This is a genomic window from Gluconacetobacter dulcium, from assembly GCF_014174165.1.
Lineage (GTDB): Bacteria > Pseudomonadota > Alphaproteobacteria > Acetobacterales > Acetobacteraceae > Gluconacetobacter > Gluconacetobacter dulcium.
Genome location: NZ_JABEQN010000006.1, coordinates 46,692 through 68,530, shown reverse-complemented (window position 1 = coordinate 68,530; position 21,839 = coordinate 46,692). Strand labels below are relative to the sequence as shown.

Sequence of the window (21,839 nt, the reverse complement as noted above, 5' to 3'; positions counted from 1 at the left end):
CGTGGTGGCGTCAGGCGGCGGGCAGGGTGCTGGTGGCGCCGTAGCGGACCTGTTTCTGCTTCAGCCAGCGGCGGTAGGTGACCGAGAGGGAATCCGCGCGGGTCGGGATTTCGGCGCGGGCGTCCAGCGGCAGCAGGCGGGGGCGCTGGTTTTCGAGAATGATCCGGTCCTGGAGGAAAATCTTCTGCTGGAACTGGATCAGGTCGGCCTGGGTCGAGAAATCGTCGATCAGGAACATGACCGGGTGGGCGCGGCAGCGCTCGGGTTCGGTCGGCTGGACGAACAGGGCGATGACGTCGGGGCGCAGCGCGTCGTTGGGGCAGGTCTTGTACAGCAGGGTCACGAAGGGCGAGGCGACGCGGTAGATATAGCCCGTGTCCTGCCCGCCCACCGCCGACAGCGCGGCCTGCGGCTGGTGGAAACGGCAGTCGGTGGCCCAGATTTCATCGACGTCGCGCCGCCATTCGGTGTGGTAGCGCAGGACTTCTGTCTGGGGTTCGGCGCCCAGGATGTTGGTGTGGACGAAGGGGAAATGCGCCATGTCGAGGAAGTTCTCGACCACGCGCAGGCCCGAGGCGTGGACGTCGATCGAGCCGCAGCAGACCAGGCGGCGGTCGGGCTCGTCGGCTTCGGGGATCGCGAGCGGGGTCGCGGGTGGCGTGCCGAGGCTGGTCCAGAGGCAGCCATAGCGTTCGGCGACCGGCAGGGGGGTGTCGTGTCCCTGGGCGTGGACGGTTATCGCGGCGTCCGCGTCGCGCTGGATGGTCAGGTCGACGCCCAGCAGGCGGGTCGTGGCGGGGGCTGTGCCCAGTGTTTCGAGAAAGCCGACCGCGTGCCAGGAATCCAGCACGGCGCGGTCGTTCTGGTCTGCGCGATGGGTCATGGGATTCTCCTTACCGGACGTCGCGGTGATAGGGGACGCCGAGTGCCGCCGGGGCGGCCATGATGCGGCGCATGCGGTGCCAGACGACCACCGGCACGATGATGAACGCGATCGTGCCCAGATAGGGTAGCATGTTCAGGAAAGCGGGGGCGATCGGCCAGTTGCGGGCCTGCCCGACGAAGGAAAGCGCGGTGATGAGCCCGAACAGCAGGCCCGACAGCGTGGCGCCGAAGGGCCGGTAGCCGGCGAAGATGACCAGGGCCAGCGCGATCCAGCCCCGGCCCGCCACCAGCCCCTCCGACCAGACGGGGACGTAGGTGAGGGTGAGGTAGCCGCCGGCGGCTCCGGCGAGGCCGGCGCCCAGCGTGACGTACCAGAAGCGCAGGGCGGTGACCGGCAGGCCGGCGGCGTCGGCCGCCGCCGGATTTTCGCCGACCGCGCGCATCGCCAGACCGTGGCGGGTGTGGAACATCACCCAGTGCGCCAGGGCGGGCAGCAGCAGATAGATGAGGTAGATCGGCAGGTTCTGCCCGAAGAAGGCGGGGCCGATGATCGGCAGGGAGGACAGGCCGGGGACGGGCACGCGGCCGAACGTGGCGGGCGAGGGCACGCCCGCGTAATCGTGGCCGATGCTGGCCGACAGGCCGAGGCCGAGAAAGGTGATGGCCAGGCCGCACAGTACCTGATTGGCGCGGACGATGACGGTGGCGAAGGCGAAGACCATGCCGCCGGCCGCCCCCGCCATGGTCGCGGCCAGCAGGCCCAGCCAGGGGTTGGGGGTGGCGACCACGGTGATGATGGCGATGACGGCACCCAGCGACATCAGCCCCTCGACGCCGAGATTGGTGACGCCCACGCGCTCGGCCAGGACTTCGCCCAGGGCGGCCAGGGCCAGGACGCCGCCGGCGAGGACGGCGGTGGAGAGCATGCCGGTCAGGAGTGCGATCATGGCCGGGCCTCCTTGCCGACGGTAACGGGGGCGACGGTAGCGGGGCGGACCGTCACGGGTTGGTAGTGCGCCAGTTCGTCGGCGATGGCGATCATGAACAGCACCAGTCCGGTGATGGCCAGCACGGCCGAGCCGGTCAGTTGTTGGGTTTGCAGGACGATGCCGGCATTGAGGATGAAGGCCATCAGCAGGGCGGCGGGTAGCACGTTGAGGCAGGACCCGCGTGCCAGAACCGCGACCACGATGCCGAAATAGCCGAAATTGTTGGCCAGTCCGCCTTGCAGCCGGTGCACGGTGCCGGCGACTTCGAACACGCCCGCCAGGGCGGCCAGCCCGCCGGACAGCAGCATGACGCCCAGGATGCGGGCGCGCACCGGGATGCCGGCGTAGCGGGCGGCCTGTTCGTTCGCGCCGCCGATGGTGATCTGGTAGCCCCAGCGTGTGCGGGTGGTCAGCCAGGCCAGAGCGAGCACGATGACCAGCGCGATCGGGAAACCCCAATGGACCACGCCCCAGATTTCGGGAATGCGTACCGGCAGGCGGCCGGTCGAGGCCAGTGCGCCGGTGACGCGGTCGTGCCATGGGCCGACCGCCAGGTAGGTGGTGAGCAGGCCCGCGACGAAATTGAGCAGCAGGGTGGTGATGATCTCGTTGACGCCGGCATAGGCGCGGGCCAGGGCGGGGACCAGAATCCAGCCCATGCCGCAGGCGATGCCGCTGGCCGCCATCAGCGGCAGCACCAGCCACGCGGGGCCGGGCAGGAACAGGCCGATGGCCGTGGCGCCGATGGCGCCGGCGTAGAACTGGCCCTCGGCGCCGATATTCCATACGCCGATCCGCCCGGTGACGGTGACGGCCGCGCCGGTCAGCAGCAGGGGGGTGAGGAACAGGGCTAGGTCTTCCAGCCCGAAGCGCGAGCCCACGGTGGAACGGACCACCAGGTCGGCCAGCAGGCGGGGGTCGCGGCCCGACAGCGCGAGGAACAGGGTGGTGATCGCCAGCGCGGTGACGACGGCACCCGCGCGCCACGCCAGCCTGCGGGCCGGTGTGACGGTGGGTTGGCGTTGCAGCGAGCCGGCCATCAGGCTTGTCCTCCGTCCTGTGTCGGGCCGTCCGGTATCGAGCCGCCATGTGGGGTGCCGTTATGGGCCGAGCGGCCGCCCATCAGCAGGCCGATCGTTTCCATGTCCGCCGTCGCGGCGTCGATCGTGGCCATCAGCCGGCCGTGGAACAGTACGCCGATGCGGTCGGCGACGTTCAGGAGTTCCTCCAGGTCCTCTGAGACCAGGACCACTGCGACGCCCTGGTCGCGCAGTTCGGTCAGGTAGCGCAGGACGGTGGCGATGGCGCCGATATCGAGCCCACGGCTGGGGTAGGCGGCGACCAGCACCCGGCTGGCGATGCGGATCTCGCGCCTTGCCACCAGCCTTTGCTGGTTGCCGCCGGACAGGTTGCGAATGGGGGTGGCGAGGTCGGGCACCCTGACCTCGGCGGCTTCGACGATGGTCTGGGCCAGGTGGTTGGCGGCGGTACGGTCGTAGAGGCCGTGGCGGCCGATCGGCGGGCGGTCATATTCGCGCAGCGCCATGTTGTCGGTGATGTCCAGCGCGGGGGCCAGGCCGCTGCGCAGGCGGTCTTCGGGGATGTGGCCGATGCCGGCGCGGGCGAAGGCGGCGGGGTCGGCCAGTGGGGCCGGGGTGCCGTCGAGCAGGATTTCGCCCGCCGACAGGGGCATCATGCCGGTGAGGACCTGCGTGAGTTCGCGCTGGCCGTTGCCGGCGACGCCGGCGATGCCGAGGATTTCGCCGCCATGCAGGTCGAGCGTGACGTCGCGCAGGGTTTCCACGCCGCGCGGGTCGCGGCAGGTGGCGCCGCGCAGGCTGAGGACCGGGGTGGGGGCGATGGGGGTGGCGCCGGGGGCGCGGGCGCGCAGGTCGCGGCGGACGATCTCGCGCCCGACCATGGTGGTGGCGAGGCCGGCGGCGGTGCAGTCCGCCGTGCGGTAGGTGCCGACATTGCGGCCGGCGCGCAGGATGCTGATGCGGTCGGAGATGTCGATGACCTCGTCCAGCTTGTGGCTGATCAGGATCACCGCGTTGCCCTGGGCGCGGAAGGCGCGCAGGGCGCGGAACAGGTCGCGCGTTTCGGCCGGGGTGAGCACGGCCGTCGGCTCGTCGAGGATCAGCAGGCGGGCCTGCCGGGCGAGGACGCGGAGGATTTCCACCCGCTGCTGCTCGCCGGCCGACAGGTCGGCCACGATGGCGTCGGGGCGGACGGAGAAGCCGAACCGCTCCGACAGCGCACGGGTGCGGGCTTCCAGCACCTTCGACGAGGCCAGGAAAGGGGTGTCGCGCCAGCCCAGATGGATGTTCTCGGCCACCGTGAAGGCCGGGACCAGCTTGAAGTGCTGGTGGACCATGCCGATGCCGGCGCGGATGGCATCCTGCGGAGCCGCGAAAACCTGGCCGTAGCCATCGAGGATGATCTCGCCGCCGTCGGGCTGGTAGATGCCGGTCACCACGTTCATCAGCGTGGACTTGCCGGCGCCGTTTTCGCCCAGCAGGGCGTGGATCTCGCCCGGTGCGATGTCCAGGCTGACATCCTGGTTGGCGATCACGCCGGGGAAGTATTTGCAGATGCCCTGCAATTGCAGGATCGGGGGGGTGCCGGGGGGGATCGGCGGCGGGACGTCGTTTCGGGCGTGCGGCAGGTCAGTCAAGGCCGGTGACTCCTTCGACCGCCCAATCCCATTGATAGATCCGGGCGTCCTCCATGACTTCGCCCGCCGGAACGCGCAGGCGGCCGGCGGCGTCGCGGATCGGGCCGCGAAACGGGTTGTAGCCGGCCATGATCCGCGTGCGCATCGCATCGGCCTGGGCTGCGACCTCCGGCGGCACGGTGCGGCCCCACGGATCGCGGTCCACGCCGTGGCCCAATGTGAGGAAGTGGCCCTGGGGTTGCCAGGTGCCGGCCAGGCGGGCGCGGACCTGCGAGACGTAATAATCGCGGAAATCGAGCGTGACGGAGCTGACATAGGCCTCGGGGCCGTACTGGCGCATGTCGGTGTTCCACATCGCGGCCTTGATGCCGCGCTGTTCGGCCACGCGCAGGTAGGCCGGTTCGTCCATGATGCCGCACAGGAAGTCGCAGCCGTTTTCGGCCAGCGCGGTGCCGGCCTGGGTGGCGGCCTGCGGGTCGAACCACGCGTTGATCGAAATCGCCTGCATCGTGACCGCCGGGTTGACCGAACGCGCGCCCAGCAGCACCGCGTTGGTGCCGGCATAGACCGACGGGATGGGGAACGAGCCGATGAAGCCGATCTTGTTGGTGCGCGTCATCAGTCCGGCGGCGATGCCGATGATGTAGCTGGCATACCAGTGGGTGATGTAATACCAGCCCAGATTGCCGCTGACGGCGTGGCCGTCGCATTCCGTGAAGGCGACGTCGGGCGCGCGGTCGGAGACGTCGCGGATGAAATCGCCGTAGTTGGAGGTGGCGATGACCATCTGTGCGCCCTCGGCCACGAACTGGCGGAAGATGCGCGTGGCGTCGGCCGAGTAGGGCACGCTTTCGACATAGATCGTGCGCAGGTTGGGGAAGGCCCGGCGCACGGCCTCGACGCCCTGATTGTGCATCATCGTCCAGCCGCCGTCCGTGATCGGGCTGGTATGGCCGAAGGCGACCAGTGCGTCGGCCTCGGCGATCGGGGGCAGGAGGCGGGGGTGTGCCCGCAGGCCGGGGGGACGCAGGAGTCCGCTGCTGGCCGCTCCGGCGGCCAGGCCCAGCATATGTCGTCGGGATGTCAGAAGCCGTCTGTTCGGCGCGTGCGTGGTCATACCTGACCCGGAATGGTCATGGTTCCGCTTTCCCCTCTCGATGCTCGCCCGCACCGGTCCCACCCGATGCCGGCGTTTCCCCCCGGAAACGGGTCGCCTCCTGTTCTACAGGCCGGCGAGTTCGCTGGCGTGGGCGCGGGTGATGCCGTGCCGGGCCAGGTCCTGCCATGTCGCCTGCGGATCGGAGCCGACCGCGCGGCATGCATCTTCGACCACGATCGTCTCGAAACCAAGGGCCTTTGCGTCGATGGCGGTGAAGCGCACGCAATAATCCAGGGCCAGTCCGGCGATGAAGACGCGGTTTATGCCCAGTCCCGTCAGCCACGAATCCAGGCCGGTGCGGGTGGCGCGGTCGTTGTCCATGAAGGCCGAATAGCTGTCGATATCCGGGTCGCGGCCCTTGCGGATCACCATGCCGATTCGCGACTGGTGCAGGGCGGCCGCCAGTGCCGCGCCGTGGGTGCCTGCCACGCAATGGTCGGGCCAGTGATCGGTCGTGGCTTTCCGCCCATGGGTGCTGGCGAAGGAGACGTGGCCGTGCGGATGCCAGTCCTGACTGGCGGCCTGCTGGCCGAAGGGCAGGAGGGTCAGGTGATTGATGACCGGGATGACCGCGTCGCCCTGCTGGACCGCCAGCGCGCCGCCGGGCAGGAAATCGTTCTGGAGGTCGATGACCAGCAGCGCATCGTGGGATGTGACATGGATCATGGCGGCTCTCCGTTCGGTACGGTTTCGGAACAGGGATGGCACGTTTCGGGCGGTCGGGCTATCGGGGATTCGGGGACGGAACGGGGGTGGCATGAGCCGGTGGGAGCGGATGCGCCTGGAACTGGATGGATGCGCCGCGGTGGCGGCCATCGTGGGCTTTGCCCATGAGCGCGCGGCGCTGATGGCGCTGGCGTGCGTGGTGGTGGAGACCGGGCCGGCGCGGGTGGTGTTCGACGTGGCGGGGCCGGAGCCGCTGGTCGGCGCTTTCGAGATGGCGTGCCGTCTGGGGCCGGCGGAGTGCCTGGTGCCGGTGGTGCGCTGCCTGCCGGTGGCGGGGGATGATGGGGTTCAGGGGGGAGACGGAGTATGAGCGTGACGGGTGAGGGCGGATGGTATCCGCTGATGTTGTCGGCGGATCTGGCGCCCGACACGACGGCCGGCAGCACCATGCTGGGGCGCGACCTGGCGGTGTGGCGCGACGGGCAGGGGCAGGCGCATGTGTGGGACGATCGGTGCCCGCATCGGGGGATGCGGTTGAGCCTGGGGTTCGTGCGTGAGGGGGCGCTCGCCTGCCTGTATCATGGCTGGCGCTTCGGGGCGGATGGGCGTTGCGTGCATATTCCGGCGCATCCCGACCTGTCGCCTCCGGGGACGATCCGGGCGGCGCCGCTGCGGGTTGCGGAGCGTTGGGGGCTGATCTGGGCCGCCGCTGCTGATGAAGGCGGGGCGTTGCCGGAGGATGATCCGGCGCTGGCTGCCGTGTCCTGGGTGCCGGTGCGGTCGCTGCGGATCGAGGCGCCGTGGCAGGGTGTGGCAGGTGCGATCGGGCTGCCGGAGGGAGAACTGGCTGCCGTGCTGGACCGTGATGTGGACGGCCGGGTGCTGGCGGCGCTGCTGCCGGTTGGCGAGGGCGCGTGCATGCTGCACCTGTTGGCGGCGGAACTGGCGGAGGTGGCGCGTCTGCATGATCTGGCCGATTGGGGGCAGGATGTGCGGGCGCGGGCGGAGGAGCGGGCCGGGCAGGTCTTTCTGGCGGGAGCCGTGGCATGAGCGCGCTGGTGCTGTACGACGACGAACTGGACGAGGATTGCTATCGGGTCCGGCTGTTTCTGTCCCTGCTGGGGGTGGAGGCGCGCCGAGTGGTGGTCGATGTCGTGCCCGGTGGCGAGCAGGACAGCGCGGCTTTTCGCGCGGTTTCGCCGGCCGGGGTGTTGCCGGTGCTGCGCATGGACGGGCAGGCGGTCTGTGGTGCGCAGGCCGTGTTGCTGGCGCTGGCGCATGGACGGGCGGAATGGTTGCCTGAGGGGGCCGCGGATTTTGCGCGGGTTGTCCACTGGGTGCAGTTTGCCGGTGGGCCGTTGCGCGCGGCGTTGCTGATGCGGCGGGCCAGTCTGTTCGCAGGGGTGGGAGACGAACAGTCCGCCCGGCGGCGGGCGGCGGTGGCGGCGTTGCGGATCGTGGAAGACCATCTGGCCCATCGGTGGCTGGATGGGGGACAGTGGGTGGTGGGTGAGGGGCCGACGGTGGCCGATATCGCATTGTTCCCCACCGTTGCGCTGTGTCGCGACTGGGGGGAGGAGCATTCCGCCTATCCGGCGCTGCGGCGCTGGGTGCGGGCGGTGCGGGCGCTGCCGGGTTTCGTGACCATGCCCGGTATTCCCGATTACGGCTGATCGGTTTCCGGGCGGCGGGGGCGGCGCGTGACCAGGAGCTGGTTGATGCGGAAGCCTTCGACGTCCACGACCTCGAACAGGAAATTGGCGGCTTCGACCTTGTCGGCCTTGCGCGCCATGCGGCGGAGGCGGTGCATGACGAAGCCGCCGATCGTATCGAAATTGTGGCTGTCGGGCAGGTCGGGGACGCCGAGTTCGCGGATCACGTCGCCGATCGGGGCGGCGCCGTCGATCAGCCAGGAATTCTCGTCGCGGCGGACGATGGCCTGTTCCTCGAACGGGTTGGCCAGGCCGTCCATCAGCGCGCCCATGATGTCCTTGAAGGTGATCAGGCCGACGACCAGGCCGTATTCGTTGACGATCAGGGCGAAGCCGGCGCCGTGGGTGTCGAACTGGGCCAGCGTATCCCACAGGTTGAGCGTGTCGGGGAGCGAGAGCACGTCGCGCCGCATGCGGGTGATCTGCTTGGCCACCGGCAGGATCGTCGCCGTGGGGTCCACGTCCTCGGGCTTTTCCACCACGGCGGCCAGCACGTCCTCGGCGCGGATCGAGCCGATGACGTTGTCCAACCCGCCATTGCAGAGCGGGTAGCGGGAATAGGGCTTGGCCCGCACCTTGTCGCGCTGGCTTTCCGCACTTTCCTGCATGTCGAGGAACACGATCTCGTCGCGCGGGGTCATGGCCGAGGTGACCGAACGGTCCTGCAGGCCGAGGACGTTCTGGATCATCTGGTGTTCCTGCTCCAGCAGGACGCCCGAGGCGGTGCCGGCGGCGAGGATGGCGCGCAAATCTTCCGGTGTGACCGGCTCGACGGCCGAGGCGGCGGGGATTTTGAGTGCGCGTAGGATGACATCCGACATCTTGGAGAAGATCCAGACGAACGGGTACAGCACCTTCAGCGCGATGGCGGGGAACCAGCCGATGCTGAGCGCCACGCGGTCGGGCGCGTTCATGGCGATGCGCTTGGGCAGCAGGTCGGCGAACAGCACGAACAGGCCCGTGATCAGCACGAACGACAGGGTGGAGGCGACATGGCCGGCGACAGCCTCTTCCAGCCCGGCATGGCGCAGGATGTCGGCCAGCGGCGGGGTGACCATGTCGCTGCTGATCACGCCGCCCAGCACGCCGACGGCGTTGAGGCAGATCTGGAGCACCGTGACCACCTGGCCGCTGTTGCGGCGCAGGCGGAGGAAATTGACCGCCCGGCTGTCGCCGGCCTCGGCCCGCGTGCGCAGCCGCACTTCGCGCGCCGCCGCGAACGAGATCTCGGACAGGGCGATCAGGATGCTGAACCCGATCAGGATGACGACCGCGACCAGTCCGGCCAGCAGCATCATGGCCGTGCCTCCGTCCGCGCGGCGAGGGCGGGGCAGGGTGCGGGGAGGGCTGCGGGACGGCGGATGGGGGCCGTGTGGCCCTGGGCGGGATGGGTCATGAGGTGGGTAATCTAGCGCAGCCGCGCCCCTTTCGGCCAGTCGGATGAATATTGGGGGGTATTTGCGGGGTGAAGATCACGAATTTGACAAGTCGGCGTTCACTGCGATGCTGTCGCGCTTCCTCAACTTGGAGTGTCGATGTTGATGACGCGGGTGGTGGCGGTTCGGATTGTTCGGGTCTGTTCGGCGGTGATCGGCCTGATGGCCTGCGGTGTGGCGGGGGCCGCCTGGGCCGGGGCGCCCGATGCCGTGTCTTCGATCGAGGTCGATGCGTCCGCGGGCGGAACGCCGTTCCGCCATAGCTGGGAGCAGGCGTTCGGTTCGGATCGTGCCGACATGGCGCTGACGGAGAGCTATCTGCGGAATGCGGACCGGACGCGGGAGGCGACCGGCTTTCGGTATGTGCGGTTCCACGGCATCTTCGACGACACGATGGCCATCATGGCACCGGACGGTGCGGGCCATATGCATTACAATTTCCGCAAGGTCGATGCCGTGTATGACGGCCTGCTGGCGCATCATATCCGGCCGCTGGTCGAGCTTTCGTTCATGCCCAGCGCCATCGGCAGCGACGTGCTGCGTCGCGACGGGGGGCTGGAGCCGCTGGTGACGGGGAAGGCGGGCGATCCGGCGAAACCCATTACGGACTATAGCGGCGGGACGCTGTGGTATCGGGCCAATGTGACGCCTCCGGCGCATATGGCGGACTGGAACGCGCTGATCCGCGCCTTCGTGGAGCATCTGGAACAGCGTTACGGGGCGGAGGAAGTTCGGCAATGGCCTTTCGAAGTCTGGAACGAGCCCGATCAGGCAACCTGGGTGGGGCAGCCCCGGATGGCGAGCTATTTCGCGCTTTATGACAATACCGCCCGGACCATCAAGGCGGTCGATCCGGCGTTGCGGGTCGGTGGGCCTGCGACGGGGGCCATTCACTGGGTCGGGGATTTCGTCGAGCATGTGATGCGCGAACATGTGCCGGTCGATTTCGTCTCGACGCATATCTATGCCAACGATCCGCCCGATCTGCTCCGGTTGCCGAAATCGCCGGACAATACGGGGAACATTGTCTGCGACGCGACGCGGACGGCGCGGCAGGTGATCGATCGGTCGGGGCGTCGGGACCTGCCGCTGTATATCACCGAATTCGGGGCGGATTGGGATATTCATAATGGCAGTGCGGACCGTCCATGGATCGCGCCGTGGATTGCGCAGACGGTGCATGATTGCGACGGGCTGGCGCCGATCATGTCCTACTGGACGTTCTCGGACGATTTCGAGGAACAGGGGGTGATCGCCAACGAGTTGCCGGGTGCATATGGCCTGTTGACGACCCATGGCATTGCCAAGCCGGCGTTCAATGCCTTTGCGCTGCTGCATCGTCTGGGAGCGCGGCGGTTGCCGACCGGGTCGGGGAGTGACGATATTCTTGCGACGCGCCGGGAGGACGGGGCGATTGCTGTCGCGCTGTGGAACGGCGATCGGGAGCGAGGGCGGGAGCGGCACCTGGCCTTCAAGGGTGTGGGGTCGGTCAAAGGGGCGACGGTGGTCGTGATCGATCGCAGCCATGGTACGCCTGCCGCGTTGTTCGCAGCCATGGGGCGGCCGGTTTCGCCTACGCGCCAGCAGGCCGCGGCGTTGATTGCCGCCGCCCGACTGCCCGCGCCGCAGCCGGCGGTTTGTGCGCGGGCGAACCGGTGTGACATCAGGCTGCCGCCTGAAAGTCTGGCTTTGTTGGTGGTGCCGGGTTCGCCCTGATGACATGGTGCTGGTGCCGTGAGACAGGATGGTGTCGATGCGTTCTTTTCTTTTTCCGCTTTTCCTGAGCGTTCCCGTGGCCGCATTGGGGGCACCGCCTCCGGTGGCGGTGATTGCCGATCCGCCGGCTGACAGGCTGCATCCGGCGGCGATGGCGGCGTTTGTGATCCCCGCGCAGGATGGCGCGCTGAATGCCGTGATGTATCGCGCGGCCGGGGTGGGGCCGCATCCGACGCTTCTGCTGCTTCATGGTTTTCCGGGGAACGAGCAGAATCTCGATCTGGCGCAGGCGGCGCGGCGGGCGGGGTGGAATGTGCTGACATTCCATTATCGTGGTTCGTGGGGAAGCCCGGGCCGTTTTTCGTTCGCCAATTGCTTGCAGGATGGGGCGACTGCGCTGGCTTATCTGCGCCGGCCGGACGTGGTGGCCCGGTTCGGGATCGATCCGTCCCGTATCGCGGTGGCCGGACATAGCATGGGCGGCATGGTGGCGGCGCGGGTCGGTGCGGATGATGCGGGTGTGATCGGGGTCTTTCTGATCGATCCGGCGGATTTTGCCGCCATCGGGCGCGGGTTTGTCGATCCGAAGAAGCGGGCGGCGTTTCTGCTGGACGAGGTGCGCGGCGACATGCCGCCGCTGGCCGGGACCAGCGAGGAGGCGATCATGACCGAGACGGCGCATGCCGGCCGGTCGCTGGACCTGGTCGCCGCCATGCCGGCGCTGGCGGGGCGGCCGCTGGCGTTGATCGGGACGACACGGGGGTTCGGGACGATGGCCGAGGCGGCCGCGCGGCGGGCACGGGAGGCCGGTGCCCGGCACCTGGATGCCGAGACGTTCGAGACCGACCATGTTTTTTCCGATGCGCGGATTGCTCTGGCCGGCAGGTTGGTGACGTGGCTGGCGCAGTTCGGGCGGTGATCTGATGCCGGGAGGCGGTTGTGGTGATTTACGCGCATTCGCTCGATGACCGGGGCGAAGACGATTGGGAACGATTGGCGTGTCATCTGAAGAATGTGGGCGCACGGGCCGCGATCCATGCGGCCCCTTTCGGGGCGGCGCAACTCGCCCTGGCGATGGGGTTGCTGCACGATATCGGAAAATGCTCGGTCTCTTATCAGGAATATATTCGTCGTCCGGTTGATGGAAAGGGAACGAAGGGGCCGGATCACAGCACGGCCGGCGCGCAAAGGGCTGTGGAGATTTATGGGCGGCTGGTCGGCCGATTATTGAGTTTCGGCATTGCCGGGCATCATGGCGGATTGATGAATGGCGACGGCCATGAGGGCGGTAGCCTGACATCCCGCCTGGGCAAGACCGTGGAGCAGCATGACGGATGGCAGACCTGTACCGGGGGGGTGCCGAAAGACCTCCAGCAAAGCATGAGGCCGCCCCGCCGCAATGATATCGATGCGGCATTTTCGTTGCCTTTTCTGGCGCGAATGCTGTTTTCGTGCCTGGTCGATGCCGATTTTCTGGAAACGGAGGCGTTCTACAGCGCAGCGGAAGGGGGCGATCCGCCTGAGCGCGGTGGTCGGCTCTTGCCGGATCATGTTCAAACAACGCGTGCGTTCCTGGCGCGGCATCGCCGTGACGATACGGATGTCAACCGCCTGCGTTCGCGCATTCTCGACCATGCGAATGCCAGGGCGGGGCTGGAGCCGGGTCTGTTTACGCTGACGGTGCCGACCGGTGGGGGCAAGACGCTGACCTCGCTCAGCTTTGCCATGGAACATGCCGCCGTCCATGGCCTGCGGCGGATTGTCTATGTCATTCCTTTTACCTCGATTATCGAACAGACGGCTTCGGTGTTTCGGGATGATGTGGGGTTGGGCGATGCCGTGCTGGAACATCATGCCAGTTTCGACTGGGACCAGCGGCGGCCGGCGAGCGATGACAGCGAGCATGAAGGGGCGAGCGGGCTGGAAAAGTTGCGCCGTTCGGCCGAGAACTGGGATGCTCCCGTGGTCGTCACTACGGCGGTCCAGTTTTTTGAAAGTCTGTTCGCCGCGCGGACCGGCAGGGCACGCAAGCTGCATAACCTTGCGAAAAGCGTTATCGTCCTTGACGAGGCGCAGTCGATTCCGGTGCATCTTCTACGCCCCTGCCTTGCGGCGATCGAGGAACTGGCGAAAAATTACGGTGCCAGCGTGATTCTCTGCACGGCGACGCAGCCTGCCTTGCGGCGGGACGATGCGGCGATGTTCAAGGGGGTGGACAAGACGCCGGACGGGCTGGTGATTCCTGAAGACCGCGAACTGGCGCCCGACCCCGCGCGATTATACGAACGCTTGCGGCGGGTGACGGTGGAGTGGCGACGCGATGCCGTCACGGATGCCGAGCTTGTCACGCATTTTGCGAAACGCGAACAGATGCTGTGCATCGTCAATAGTCGTAACCATGCGCGGCTGTTGTTCTCGCGCCTGCGCGAGGAAGGACAGGACGGCGCGGTGCATCTGACGACATTGATGTGCGCCCGTCATCGCCAGGACGTTCTGGAAAAGATACGTGGGGATCTGGCGCACGGAAGGGGCGTGCGGCTGGTTGCGACCAGCCTGATCGAGGCCGGAGTCGATATCAGCTTTCCCGAGGTGTGGCGTGCGGCGGCCGGGTTGCCAAGTCTGGCGCAGGCGGCGGGGCGCTGCAACAGAAGTGGCGAGTTGGGGCCGTTGGGAGAGGCATTCGGCCGGGTGGTGTTGTTCGAGTCTGCGGAGCATCCGATTCCCGATGCCATCAATGCATTTTATGGCCCGGCCCGCACGGTGTTGCGGCAGGAGAGGGCCGACCCGCTGGGGTTGGATGCGGTGCGGGAATATTATCGCGAACTCTATTGGCGGAAGGGAGAGGCGGCGCTGGACGCGGCCACCCTGGAAGGGCGCGATTACCCCATATTGAAGGCGTTGGCCGATACCCTGAGGGGGCTGGCGTGGCCTTTTGCCGATATCGCGCGTGCCTTTCGCATGATCGATCAGGCCATGGACCCGGTGATCGTGCCGTTCGATGACGAGGCCGCTGAGGCCATAGCGGTTCTGCGCGGGGCACCGTTTCCTCCGCGGGCAGTGGTACGCCGGTTGCAGCGTTATGTCGTGCCGGTCCCTTCCCGCGTGCGTCTTGCCATGATCGGGGCACGGGCGGTGCAGTGCATCCGTCCGGATGTTTATGGCGATCGGTTTGCCGTTCTGGAAAATCGCTCGCTTTATGACGAACAGTCGGGATTGCGCTTGGACGACCCCTCATGGCGGGCTGGAGAGGATAATATTTTCCAGTAACGGAGACGTGGTCGGTGGGACGATTGTCAATGTTCTTGGGCGTGATTGCGCCTGGACATAATAAATGCTCATCATTGTATCGAACGGATACCATGCTGGATGCGCGTGGTGTCGGACCCGTTCAGGTTGAGGAGCAGTATGAGCATCCGATTGCATGTCTGGGGGGAGAGGGCCTGTTTTACACGGCCGGAACTCAAGGTCGAACGTGTCAGTTATGATGTGATAACCCCTTCGGCGGCACGCGGTATCCTGGAAGCCATTCATTGGAAGCCGGCGATATGTTGGCATATCGACCGGATCCATGTGCTGAAGCCGATCCGTTTTCAGTCGATACGCCGCAACGAAGTCGGAGCAAAGGCCAGTGCCGCGAATGCGGCCAGCGCCATGAAGCGTGGCACGACCCAGGGGGTGGGCATCGTCGTGGACGAAAACCGCCAGCAGCGTGCCACGCTGGCGCTGGTGGATGTGGGCTATGTGATCGAGGCGCATTTTACCCTGACCGCGAAAGCGGGGCCGGAGGACAGTGCGGCCAAACATGCTTCGATGTTCAACCGCCGGGCCGCGCAGGGGCAGTGTTTCCATCGTCCTTGCCTTGGCACGCGGGAGTTCGATGCGGAATTCGCGCTGGTGACGGATGATGAAGCGTTTCCGGTATGCGAACTGGCGGCGGACAAGCGCACGGTCGATTTCGGCTGGATGCTGCACGATATCGATTTTGCCCATGACAGGGCATCGCGCTTCTATCGTGCGGTGATGGAAGATGGCGTGATCGACGTGAATGCCTGCCTGGCGCGCGGGGCGGCGCGATGACGATCCTTCAGGCGCTGGAAGGGTATTATCATCGTCTGGCCGAGCGCGGCGCGGTTGCATCGCCGGGATGGAGTTCGGAAAAATTTGGCTGGTGCATTGAGATCGGTGCCGACGGCGGACTGGTCGATGTCATCGATCTGCACGATACGCGCGGCAGGAAGCCGAAGGCCGTGCTTTATCAGGTGCCGGCGGCCGTCAAGCGGACCGTGGGAATCGCGCCGAATTTCCTGTGGGACAAGACGGCCTATGTTCTGGGGCGGACGGCGGGGGCGGGAAAACGCACGGCCGAAGAGCACGCCAGATTCGTCGCATTCCACCGGCTGCGCCTGACGGGGCAGACGGACGAAGGGCTGCTGGCGCTATTGCGGTTTCTGGAACGCTGGCGACCCGAGCATTTTGATGACGAGACGCGATTCAGGCCCGAAATGCTGGATGCGAACGTCATGTTCCGGTTGGCGGGCGAACGGCTCTTTATTCATCAGCGGCCTGCGGCGCGTGCGTTGGTCGAGAAGGGCGAAGCAGATGGTGGGGGTGAGACGGCTTTCTGCCTGATTACCGGCGAGCAGGCGCCGATTGCGCGCCTGCATCCGAGCATCAAGGGCGTGGAAGGTGCCCAGACGGCAGGTGCGGCGCTGGTTTCGTTCAATCTCGATGCCTTTACTTCGCTGGGCAAGGAGCAGGGGGCGAATGCGCCGACCAGTGAGGTGGCGGCCTTTCGGTATGGGGCGGCGCTGAACCATCTGCTGGCCCGCGACGGGCCTAATCGGGTTCGCCGGCCGATCGGGGATGCGACGGTGGTGTTCTGGGCCGATGCCAGCGATGCGGAGGGAAGCCATGCCGAGGCGGCCGACGCGGCGGAAAGCTGGTTTGCCGGGGTGAACGACCCGCCAACCGACGCTGAAGAAGAGGTGAAGATCGGGCGTGACATGGACGCCATCGCGCAGGGACGGCCGCTTGCGGACCTGCGCCCCGACATTCTGCCGGGCACGCGCTTTTTCGTGCTGGGACTGTCGCCCAATGCGGCGCGGCTGTCGGTGCGCTTCTGGCTGACGGGAGCGTTCAGCGAATTCGCCGGGAATCTGGCCGCGCATTACCAGGATTTGCATATCGAACCACGGCCCTTCCATTGGGGTGGCGCGCCCTCGGTGTTTCGCCTGCTGGTCCGGACCACGGCCCTGCTTCAGGACGCGAAGAATATTCCGCCTCAGTTGGCGGGTGAGGTGATGCGGGCGGTGCTGACCGGTGGGCGCTATCCGCAAAGCCTGCTGGCGGCGGTGATGATCCGCCTGCGTGCCGGGGACGACCCGCTTTCCGGCTGGCATGTCGCCGTCATTCGCGCCGTGTTGAGACGCGACCATCGCAAAGACCGCAAAAAGGAGGATGTGCCCGTGAGCCTGGCACCGGACGAGCCTAACAGGGCCTATCAATTGGGGCGGCTGTTCGCGGTGCTGGAAGCCGCGCAGCGCATGGCCCTGGGCAAGGTCAACGCCACGATCAGGGATCGCTATTTCGGTGCGGCCTCGGCCACGCCGGCGACCGTCTTTCCGCTGCTGCTGCGCGGGGTGCAGAACCATCTGGCCCGTTTGCGCAAGGACGGCAAAGGCGATTGGGTGGAGCGCGACATAGCCGACATTCTGGACCGGTTGCCGCCGGACCTGCCGCGATCACTGCCGCTGATCGAACAGGGGCGTTTTGTCGTGGGGTATTACCACCAGCGCAAAGAGCAGTTCAAAGGCCGGCCCGACGTGGCCGCTACGATTGAGGACGACGAGGGAAGCGATCAATGAGCACGCCTGTTACCAACCGTCATGAATTCGTCCTGTTCTTCGACGTGACCGATGGCAACCCCAACGGCGACCCTGACGCGGGCAACATGCCGCGTCTCGACCCCGAAACCAATCAGGGGCTGGTGTCGGACGTGGCGTTGAAGCGCAAGGTGCGCAATTTCGTTGCCCTGGCTTCGGATCATAAAATTTATATGTCCGAGGGCGCGACGCTGAACAAAGAGCATGCCGAAGCCTGGAAGGCGATCATGCCCGATGTCACCAAGGCCGACGAGATGAAGAAGCTGCCGAAGGACGAGGCCAAGGCGCGGGCACTGACCGCGTGGATGTGCGCGAATTTCTGGGACATCCGGACGTTCGGGGCCGTGATGACGACCGGTGTGAATGCCGGGCAGGTCCGGGGGCCGGTGCAGTTCTCGTTCGCCCGTTCGGTGGAACCGATCCTGCCGCTGGAGATTTCCATTACCCGTATGGCGGCGACGACCGAGGAGCAAGGCGGGCGTACCATGGGGCGCAAGCATATCGTGCCCTACGGGTTGTATCGGGTGCATGGCTTCGTTTCGGCGCCGCTGGCATCGCACCCTGTGAAGGGTACCGGCTTTTCGGAAGACGATCTGGCATTGCTGTGGCGGGCGCTGGAGCAGATGTTCGACCATGACCGGTCCGCCGCGCGGGGCGAGATGGCGACGCGCACGCTGATCCTGTTCCGCCATGCCAGCGCGTTGGGGAATGCTCGGGCGCAAAGCCTGTTCGACCGGGTGAGCGTGCAGCGGGTGCATCAGGGTTCGGTGCAGCCGGTCGGCAGCCCGGCGACCGACAATTGGCCGGCGGCGCGGCAATGGGCGGATTATCAGGTGTCGATCGATCGCGAAAACCTGCCTGCGGGCGTGGAGATTATCGAACGATAGGAAAAAGGCGGGTCTCGGTTGGCGCGAGACTGGCACGAAGCGGTCGGTGGCCATCGGGGGAAATGAGATGGTAGGGGGCCGTCCGCCCGACCCCGCTGCTGAGGATGCGCTCGTGCCTTTGTCGGCGTTGCAGCATTATCTTTTCTGCCCTCGGCAATGTGCGTTGATCCATGTGGAGCGGGTCTGGGCTGAAGATGGTGCGACGGCTGAGGGGCGGCTGATGCATGAGCGGGTGGATTCCGGGCGGCCGGATCGGCGGGCCGGAGTGCGGACCGTGCGGGGGATGGTGATCCGTTCGCTGGCGCTGGGCGTGGCGGGCAAGGCGGTGCTGGTGGCGTGGCAGGAGCGCAAAAAGGAGGAACTGCGCCACCCTTTTCTGGGTGAAAGCCTGTCTTTCGGTCTTGTCGTCCATGTGCAAGCGCAATTGCTTGCGCGCCATCTGCGCGGCGACCTGGATGGCTATCCCGCTTTTGTCTGGAAGTGAGCGATGCTGGTGTTGATAACCTATGATGTGAATACGCAGGATACGGCCGGGCGAGGCCGGCTTCGTCGGATCGCGAAGGCTTGCCTGGATTTTGGACAGCGCGTGCAGAACTCGGTGTTCGAGTGTGAAGTTGATCCGGCACGTTGGGCCATGCTGAAAGCGAGCCTGGTCGCGGAAATCGATCCGAGCAAGGATAGTTTGCGTTTTTACCAGTTGGGTGCATCGGGGAAGCGCCGGGTGGAGCATATCGGGGCAAAGCCCGTGCTCAATCTGGATGGCCCGCTTTTATTTTGATTCCCGCGAACCGATAGCTGTTGATAAAATGACGGTTGGTTCGCGATGTGTCTAACATATTGATTTTTTGTGCTTTAATCTTCCAAGGGGGAATGCTTTCGCCGGTGGTGGCACTGGGAGAGCCTGCATTCGCGCTGATCGCCCATTTTCATGTTTTTTATCATGATGTAACGCTGCGCGGGGTCGCCCTCACGCGGGGGCGTGGATCGAAACCAGGCATTGAGGAGCGGCAGGATGGTGTTCGGACGTCGCCCCTTACGCGGGGGCGTGGATCGAAACGTCGGGGCCGTCAACGTCTACAACCAGGTGCCGGCGTCGCCCCTCACGCGGGGGCGTGGATCGAAACCAGATCGGCATCCAGCAGTTGGGCAAGAATGCCGGGTCGCCCCTCACGCGGGGGCGTGGATCGAAACGTGATCTGGTGCGTGCCCGGCTCCCGGCCTGAAAGGGAGCGGGCTGAAGCGTCAGGGCTGGTTCTTGACGGTGTGATCATGCAGCCCGCTGCTGAGGGCCAGGATGACTTCCGTCAGGTGCAGGGAGACCCGTCCTGAGAACAGGGGAGGGTGGCCTGACCGGATGCCCTCCGCCTGGGCCTGGATGCCGCGTGCGAAGTCGATCTTGGAAGGGTAGGACGGAACCCGCATGGCCTGTTTGCCCTTGGGGTAACCGATGCTGTGTCCGCGATAGAAGCGGATCGGCAGTTTGCGGCCCAGCCGGCTTTCCAGCCCGTCGGTCAGAGTGTCCAGCAGGGAGCGGCGATAGTTGCGTTGCAGGTTGATGGCCGAGCGGTTGTCCCACAGATCGCGCACGATCAGGCTGCCCTGTTCCCCGAGGATTGTCAGGGAGCGATCCCGCGGGGCGGCCAGGCCACTTGTGAGGCGCGCGACCACGCCCGAGCGGAAAGTCAGGCAGCCGACGGAAAAATCCGGCCCCAGCGGGTGCTCGCCCACGCCCTTGTCACGGAAAGTCAGGGCGGATGATGCCGCGACATGCGTGATCGGGCCGAAAAGCCCATACAGCCAGCTTAGCGCGTAGCCCGCATGTTCGAGCGTGCATCCGACCTCGAATTCATGCAGGCCGGGCCATGGTGCGCCCGACCGGTTGCGCCACCGCCGCCAGTCGTCGCGAAAGACCGGGCCATCGTCCATTTCCGCATAGACCAGGTTGGGACGCCCGATCTCTCCCTTTTCCATCAGGTCGCGGACCAGCATGAAGGCGTCGCTCAGGCCGTTGGCGGGAGCCCCGCAAAGGAGGCGGTTTTTCTGTTCGGCCAGGAGGGCCAATGTTTCAGCCTCTTCCACGGACATGGCCATGGGTTTTTCGCAGTAGACATGCTTGCCGGCGTTCAGCGCGGCCATGTTGACGGCGAAATGACTTTCGGGCGTCGTCAGGTTGACGACGATATCGATCGTCTCGTCACCCAGCAGCGCGTCCAGTCCCGCGTAGGGCGCGACCGTGTAGAAGGTGCAGAACTGGCGTAACCTTTGCGGGTCATGGTCCCATGCGCCTTTCAGGCAGAGTTCGGGATAGTTCTGCAAGGTGGCCATGTAATAGTCGGCGACGTACCCTGTCCCGACGAAAGCGATGTTGGTCATGATGTTCCCGTTCGGCTTGCTGGGGTTCCGGCGGCCCGGTCTGTTCGGGAGCAGCGTGCCAGCCCGTTGGAAGAGGCGCTATCTGAAACAGGCGACGCCTTCCGTGCGGTCGAACTGCAACGCGCCGTATCGGAAGGCCCCGAACGTGATGGCCGGCGGCATGGACCAGTCGCCCAGTTCGTATTTGACATCCGCCTCGTGCGAAACCGCCCCGATGCGGAGGGTTTGCGGCCGGATGGCGATATGCTGCACAAAGCGGCCCTGCATGGTCTCGACCTCCTCGGACTGGAGGTGCCCCGTCAGTGCCGCCGGGAAGCTGCGCAGGCGCACGGTCAGGACTTCCAGCGTATTGTCGCCCGTATCGACCAGCGCATGTCCCTCCGTCCCGTCATGGGAGACCGGGAGCAGGAGCGACATGGTCATGCCGTTTCGCATGGATCGCAGCGTCATTCTGTCGGTGCAGGCGAGTGGTGTGCCGCGCCCGAAATGCAGTGCATGTTCCGAGAACACGACGTGACGGAGTTGCGACAATTGCTGCATGCCGACAATGACGGTGCTGGCCTGGCTGATCGTCATCATCTGGTTGGTGAGCGTCGTTCGTCCGATTGTCAGGGCGGGGACGAGGACGATCTCCGCCGTGCGGGTGCGGGTCGATCCGTCACTCTGCTGCCCGATATGGCCGACGACCGTGAAATGCTGCTGGCGGGCCATGGCGGCGGGGATGGACCCAAGGAACGACCCGGTATCGAAGATGGCCTGGGTCCGGATGTCGCCGAGTGTGATCGGACCCTGTGCGAGGGGGAGGCTGCGGCCGCCGATGCGGACATGGGACGCTTCGAAATCCACATGTTCGCTTTCGGGGCCGGAAACCGATGGTTGCGGGATCGTGTCGGCCGGGACCGATAGGGTGAGGGGGTCGATATTGCGGAATTCGAGGTCCGGCAGACGGTAGAACTGGCGGATCGGCGCGAAATAGACCTGCACGAGCCGGTCGTGCGCCCGCGCCCAGTCCTGGGTGCGGCCTTCGAGCATCAGGTTGCCGACACGCACCGTCTCGAACAGCAGATCCAGGGGATTGATGCTGCGGGCCGGATCGCCCAATGGCCCGGCCGCTTTCCTGGCTCGGTCGAGGAAAGCGTCGGAGCCCGTCAGGTCGCCCTGCACCCGTGCGAGGGCGGCATCGCACAATCCTGCCATGACGACATACGAGGCGGATGCGGCCGGGATGCGCTTGCCGAGCCCGTCATGGATGGCATGGAGTTGCGCGGGGTCGCCATGTTCCATGGCCGTGAGGATGCCGTAACTGTCGCGAATGGAAATATAGGCTTTGCCATTGGGATCGTGCTGGATCAGGTCGGGGTCGAACGCCTGCACGGGAGCCTGGCTGGCGGAGGTCGCCATCGCACAGGGGGCCATGGCCATCAGCGCGCAAAACGCGGCCGCACCTGAAAGCTTAT

At 66.2% G+C, this 21,839-nt stretch carries 20 protein-coding genes; 11 read left to right on the top strand and 9 right to left on the bottom strand.

All coding sequences use genetic code 11. The features are described 5' to 3' along the window. Positions 1 to 10: 10 nt before the first annotated feature. The 6 genes from HLH25_RS06705 to pncA form a co-directional block, all read right to left on the bottom strand. Positions 11 to 883: an aromatic ring-hydroxylating oxygenase subunit alpha gene (locus HLH25_RS06705; RefSeq protein WP_182973344.1), complete on the bottom strand. Its 873-nt coding sequence runs from the start codon at positions 881 to 883 to the stop codon at positions 11 to 13. Positions 884 to 893: 10 nt separating this feature from the next. Further along, positions 894 to 1,832 carry an ABC transporter permease gene (locus HLH25_RS06700; protein WP_182973343.1) on the bottom strand — a complete coding sequence of 313 codons (939 nt, stop codon included), beginning with the start codon at positions 1,830 to 1,832 and terminating at the stop codon, positions 894 to 896. Beyond that, positions 1,829 to 2,917, bottom strand: coding sequence for an ABC transporter permease (locus tag HLH25_RS06695; RefSeq protein ID WP_375288962.1), 1,089 nt, complete (start codon positions 2,915 to 2,917; stop codon positions 1,829 to 1,831). The genes HLH25_RS06700 and HLH25_RS06695 overlap by 4 nt, the downstream gene beginning before the upstream one ends. Beyond that, positions 2,914 to 4,551, bottom strand: a complete 1,638-nt coding sequence (locus HLH25_RS06690) for an ABC transporter ATP-binding protein (RefSeq protein ID WP_375288960.1) — start codon at positions 4,549 to 4,551, stop codon at positions 2,914 to 2,916. The genes HLH25_RS06695 and HLH25_RS06690 overlap by 4 nt, the downstream gene beginning before the upstream one ends. Beyond that, the gene (locus HLH25_RS06685) at positions 4,544 to 5,668 is read right to left on the bottom strand and encodes a BMP family ABC transporter substrate-binding protein (RefSeq protein ID WP_182973341.1); all 1,125 of its coding nucleotides are present in this window, start codon (positions 5,666 to 5,668) and stop codon (positions 4,544 to 4,546) included. Before HLH25_RS06685 ends, HLH25_RS06690 begins: the two co-directional genes overlap by 8 nt. A gap of 105 nt (positions 5,669 to 5,773) precedes the next feature. Beyond that, positions 5,774 to 6,376, bottom strand: a complete 603-nt coding sequence (pncA, locus tag HLH25_RS06680; RefSeq protein WP_182973340.1) for a bifunctional nicotinamidase/pyrazinamidase — start codon at positions 6,374 to 6,376, stop codon at positions 5,774 to 5,776. 91 nt (positions 6,377 to 6,467) lie between these two features. Between pncA and HLH25_RS06675 the strand changes: the two genes are divergently transcribed. Genes HLH25_RS06675 through HLH25_RS20490 form a run of 3 tightly spaced genes read left to right on the top strand, consistent with a single transcriptional unit; the run spans position 6,468 to position 8,049 of the window. Continuing rightward, positions 6,468 to 6,746, top strand: a complete 279-nt coding sequence (locus tag HLH25_RS06675) for a hypothetical protein (RefSeq protein WP_182973339.1) — start codon at positions 6,468 to 6,470, stop codon at positions 6,744 to 6,746. Further along, entirely contained in the window at positions 6,743 to 7,426 is a 684-nt protein-coding gene (locus HLH25_RS06670) for a Rieske (2Fe-2S) protein (protein WP_182973338.1), read from the top strand. The genes HLH25_RS06675 and HLH25_RS06670 overlap by 4 nt, the downstream gene beginning before the upstream one ends. Further along, positions 7,423 to 8,049, top strand: coding sequence for a glutathione S-transferase family protein (locus tag HLH25_RS20490; RefSeq protein ID WP_182973337.1), 627 nt, complete (start codon positions 7,423 to 7,425; stop codon positions 8,047 to 8,049). Before HLH25_RS06670 ends, HLH25_RS20490 begins: the two co-directional genes overlap by 4 nt. On the opposite strand, the gene HLH25_RS06660 is transcribed toward HLH25_RS20490, so the two are convergent. Next, positions 8,040 to 9,386 carry a hemolysin family protein gene (locus tag HLH25_RS06660; protein ID WP_114727546.1) on the bottom strand — a complete coding sequence of 449 codons (1,347 nt, stop codon included), beginning with the start codon at positions 9,384 to 9,386 and terminating at the stop codon, positions 8,040 to 8,042. The two genes, HLH25_RS20490 and HLH25_RS06660, sit on opposite strands and share 10 nt — an antisense overlap. Before the next feature lie 237 nt (positions 9,387 to 9,623). On the opposite strand from HLH25_RS06660, the gene HLH25_RS06655 reads away from it, so the two are divergent. The 8 genes from HLH25_RS06655 to cas2 all read left to right on the top strand — a co-directional run bounded on the left by HLH25_RS06655 (position 9,624) and on the right by cas2 (position 18,787). Continuing rightward, complete coding sequence (locus HLH25_RS06655) at positions 9,624 to 11,240, top strand: GH39 family glycosyl hydrolase (protein WP_182973336.1); 1,617 nt, start codon at positions 9,624 to 9,626, stop codon at positions 11,238 to 11,240. Between the two features lie 37 nt (positions 11,241 to 11,277). Then, positions 11,278 to 12,159 (top strand): alpha/beta hydrolase family protein, encoded by an 882-nt coding sequence (locus HLH25_RS06650; protein WP_182973335.1) that lies wholly within the window; start codon positions 11,278 to 11,280, stop codon positions 12,157 to 12,159. Positions 12,160 to 12,179: 20 nt separating this feature from the next. Then, on the top strand, positions 12,180 to 14,507 hold the full coding sequence (locus HLH25_RS06645; RefSeq protein WP_182973334.1) for a CRISPR-associated endonuclease Cas3'': 2,328 nt from the start codon (positions 12,180 to 12,182) through the stop codon (positions 14,505 to 14,507). A gap of 138 nt (positions 14,508 to 14,645) precedes the next feature. After that, on the top strand, positions 14,646 to 15,317 hold the full coding sequence (gene cas5c, locus HLH25_RS06640; RefSeq protein ID WP_182973333.1) for a type I-C CRISPR-associated protein Cas5c: 672 nt from the start codon (positions 14,646 to 14,648) through the stop codon (positions 15,315 to 15,317). Then, entirely contained in the window at positions 15,314 to 17,104 is a 1,791-nt protein-coding gene (gene cas8c, locus HLH25_RS06635; protein WP_182973332.1) for a type I-C CRISPR-associated protein Cas8c/Csd1, read from the top strand. The genes cas5c and cas8c overlap by 4 nt, the downstream gene beginning before the upstream one ends. Beyond that, positions 17,101 to 18,009 carry a type I-C CRISPR-associated protein Cas7/Csd2 gene (gene cas7c / locus HLH25_RS06630; protein ID WP_182973331.1) on the top strand — a complete coding sequence of 303 codons (909 nt, stop codon included), beginning with the start codon at positions 17,101 to 17,103 and terminating at the stop codon, positions 18,007 to 18,009. The genes cas8c and cas7c overlap by 4 nt, the downstream gene beginning before the upstream one ends. A 67-nt stretch (positions 18,010 to 18,076) precedes the next feature. Next, a complete protein-coding gene (locus HLH25_RS20850; protein WP_456305501.1) occupies positions 18,077 to 18,493 on the top strand; it encodes a hypothetical protein in 417 nt (138 codons plus the stop codon). Positions 18,494 to 18,496: 3 nt separating this feature from the next. After that, positions 18,497 to 18,787, top strand: a complete 291-nt coding sequence (gene cas2 / locus HLH25_RS06615) for a CRISPR-associated endonuclease Cas2 (protein ID WP_182973330.1) — start codon at positions 18,497 to 18,499, stop codon at positions 18,785 to 18,787. Positions 18,788 to 19,251: 464 nt separating this feature from the next. Here the strand turns inward: cas2 and HLH25_RS06610 are convergent, their stop codons facing one another. Further along, the gene (locus HLH25_RS06610; RefSeq protein ID WP_182973329.1) at positions 19,252 to 20,382 is read right to left on the bottom strand and encodes a Gfo/Idh/MocA family protein; all 1,131 of its coding nucleotides are present in this window, start codon (positions 20,380 to 20,382) and stop codon (positions 19,252 to 19,254) included. 78 nt (positions 20,383 to 20,460) lie between these two features. Then, on the bottom strand, positions 20,461 to 21,783 hold the full coding sequence (locus tag HLH25_RS06605; protein WP_182973328.1) for a pepsin/retropepsin-like aspartic protease family protein: 1,323 nt from the start codon (positions 21,781 to 21,783) through the stop codon (positions 20,461 to 20,463). Positions 21,784 to 21,839: the final 56 nt, after the last annotated feature.

Coding starts and splice junctions, on each gene's coding strand:
- HLH25_RS06605 (WP_182973328.1), bottom strand. CDS start 21,783: ATGGCGACCTCCGCCAGCCAGGCTCCCGTGCAGGCGTTCGACCCCGAC.
- HLH25_RS06660 (WP_114727546.1), bottom strand. CDS start 9,386: ATGATGCTGCTGGCCGGACTGGTCGCGGTCGTCATCCTGATCGGGTTC.
- HLH25_RS06610 (WP_182973329.1), bottom strand. CDS start 20,382: ATGACCAACATCGCTTTCGTCGGGACAGGGTACGTCGCCGACTATTAC.
- HLH25_RS06670 (WP_182973338.1), top strand. CDS start 6,743: ATGAGCGTGACGGGTGAGGGCGGATGGTATCCGCTGATGTTGTCGGCG.
- HLH25_RS06705 (WP_182973344.1), bottom strand. CDS start 883: ATGACCCATCGCGCAGACCAGAACGACCGCGCCGTGCTGGATTCCTGG.
- HLH25_RS06655 (WP_182973336.1), top strand. CDS start 9,624: ATGTTGATGACGCGGGTGGTGGCGGTTCGGATTGTTCGGGTCTGTTCG.
- cas7c (WP_182973331.1), top strand. CDS start 17,101: ATGAGCACGCCTGTTACCAACCGTCATGAATTCGTCCTGTTCTTCGAC.
- HLH25_RS06685 (WP_182973341.1), bottom strand. CDS start 5,668: ATGACCACGCACGCGCCGAACAGACGGCTTCTGACATCCCGACGACAT.
- HLH25_RS20850 (WP_456305501.1), top strand. CDS start 18,077: ATGGTAGGGGGCCGTCCGCCCGACCCCGCTGCTGAGGATGCGCTCGTG.
- cas8c (WP_182973332.1), top strand. CDS start 15,314: ATGACGATCCTTCAGGCGCTGGAAGGGTATTATCATCGTCTGGCCGAG.
- HLH25_RS06700 (WP_182973343.1), bottom strand. CDS start 1,832: ATGATCGCACTCCTGACCGGCATGCTCTCCACCGCCGTCCTCGCCGGC.
- HLH25_RS06650 (WP_182973335.1), top strand. CDS start 11,278: ATGCGTTCTTTTCTTTTTCCGCTTTTCCTGAGCGTTCCCGTGGCCGCA.
- cas2 (WP_182973330.1), top strand. CDS start 18,497: ATGCTGGTGTTGATAACCTATGATGTGAATACGCAGGATACGGCCGGG.
- HLH25_RS06675 (WP_182973339.1), top strand. CDS start 6,468: ATGAGCCGGTGGGAGCGGATGCGCCTGGAACTGGATGGATGCGCCGCG.
- pncA (WP_182973340.1), bottom strand. CDS start 6,376: ATGATCCATGTCACATCCCACGATGCGCTGCTGGTCATCGACCTCCAG.
- cas5c (WP_182973333.1), top strand. CDS start 14,646: ATGAGCATCCGATTGCATGTCTGGGGGGAGAGGGCCTGTTTTACACGG.
- HLH25_RS20490 (WP_182973337.1), top strand. CDS start 7,423: ATGAGCGCGCTGGTGCTGTACGACGACGAACTGGACGAGGATTGCTAT.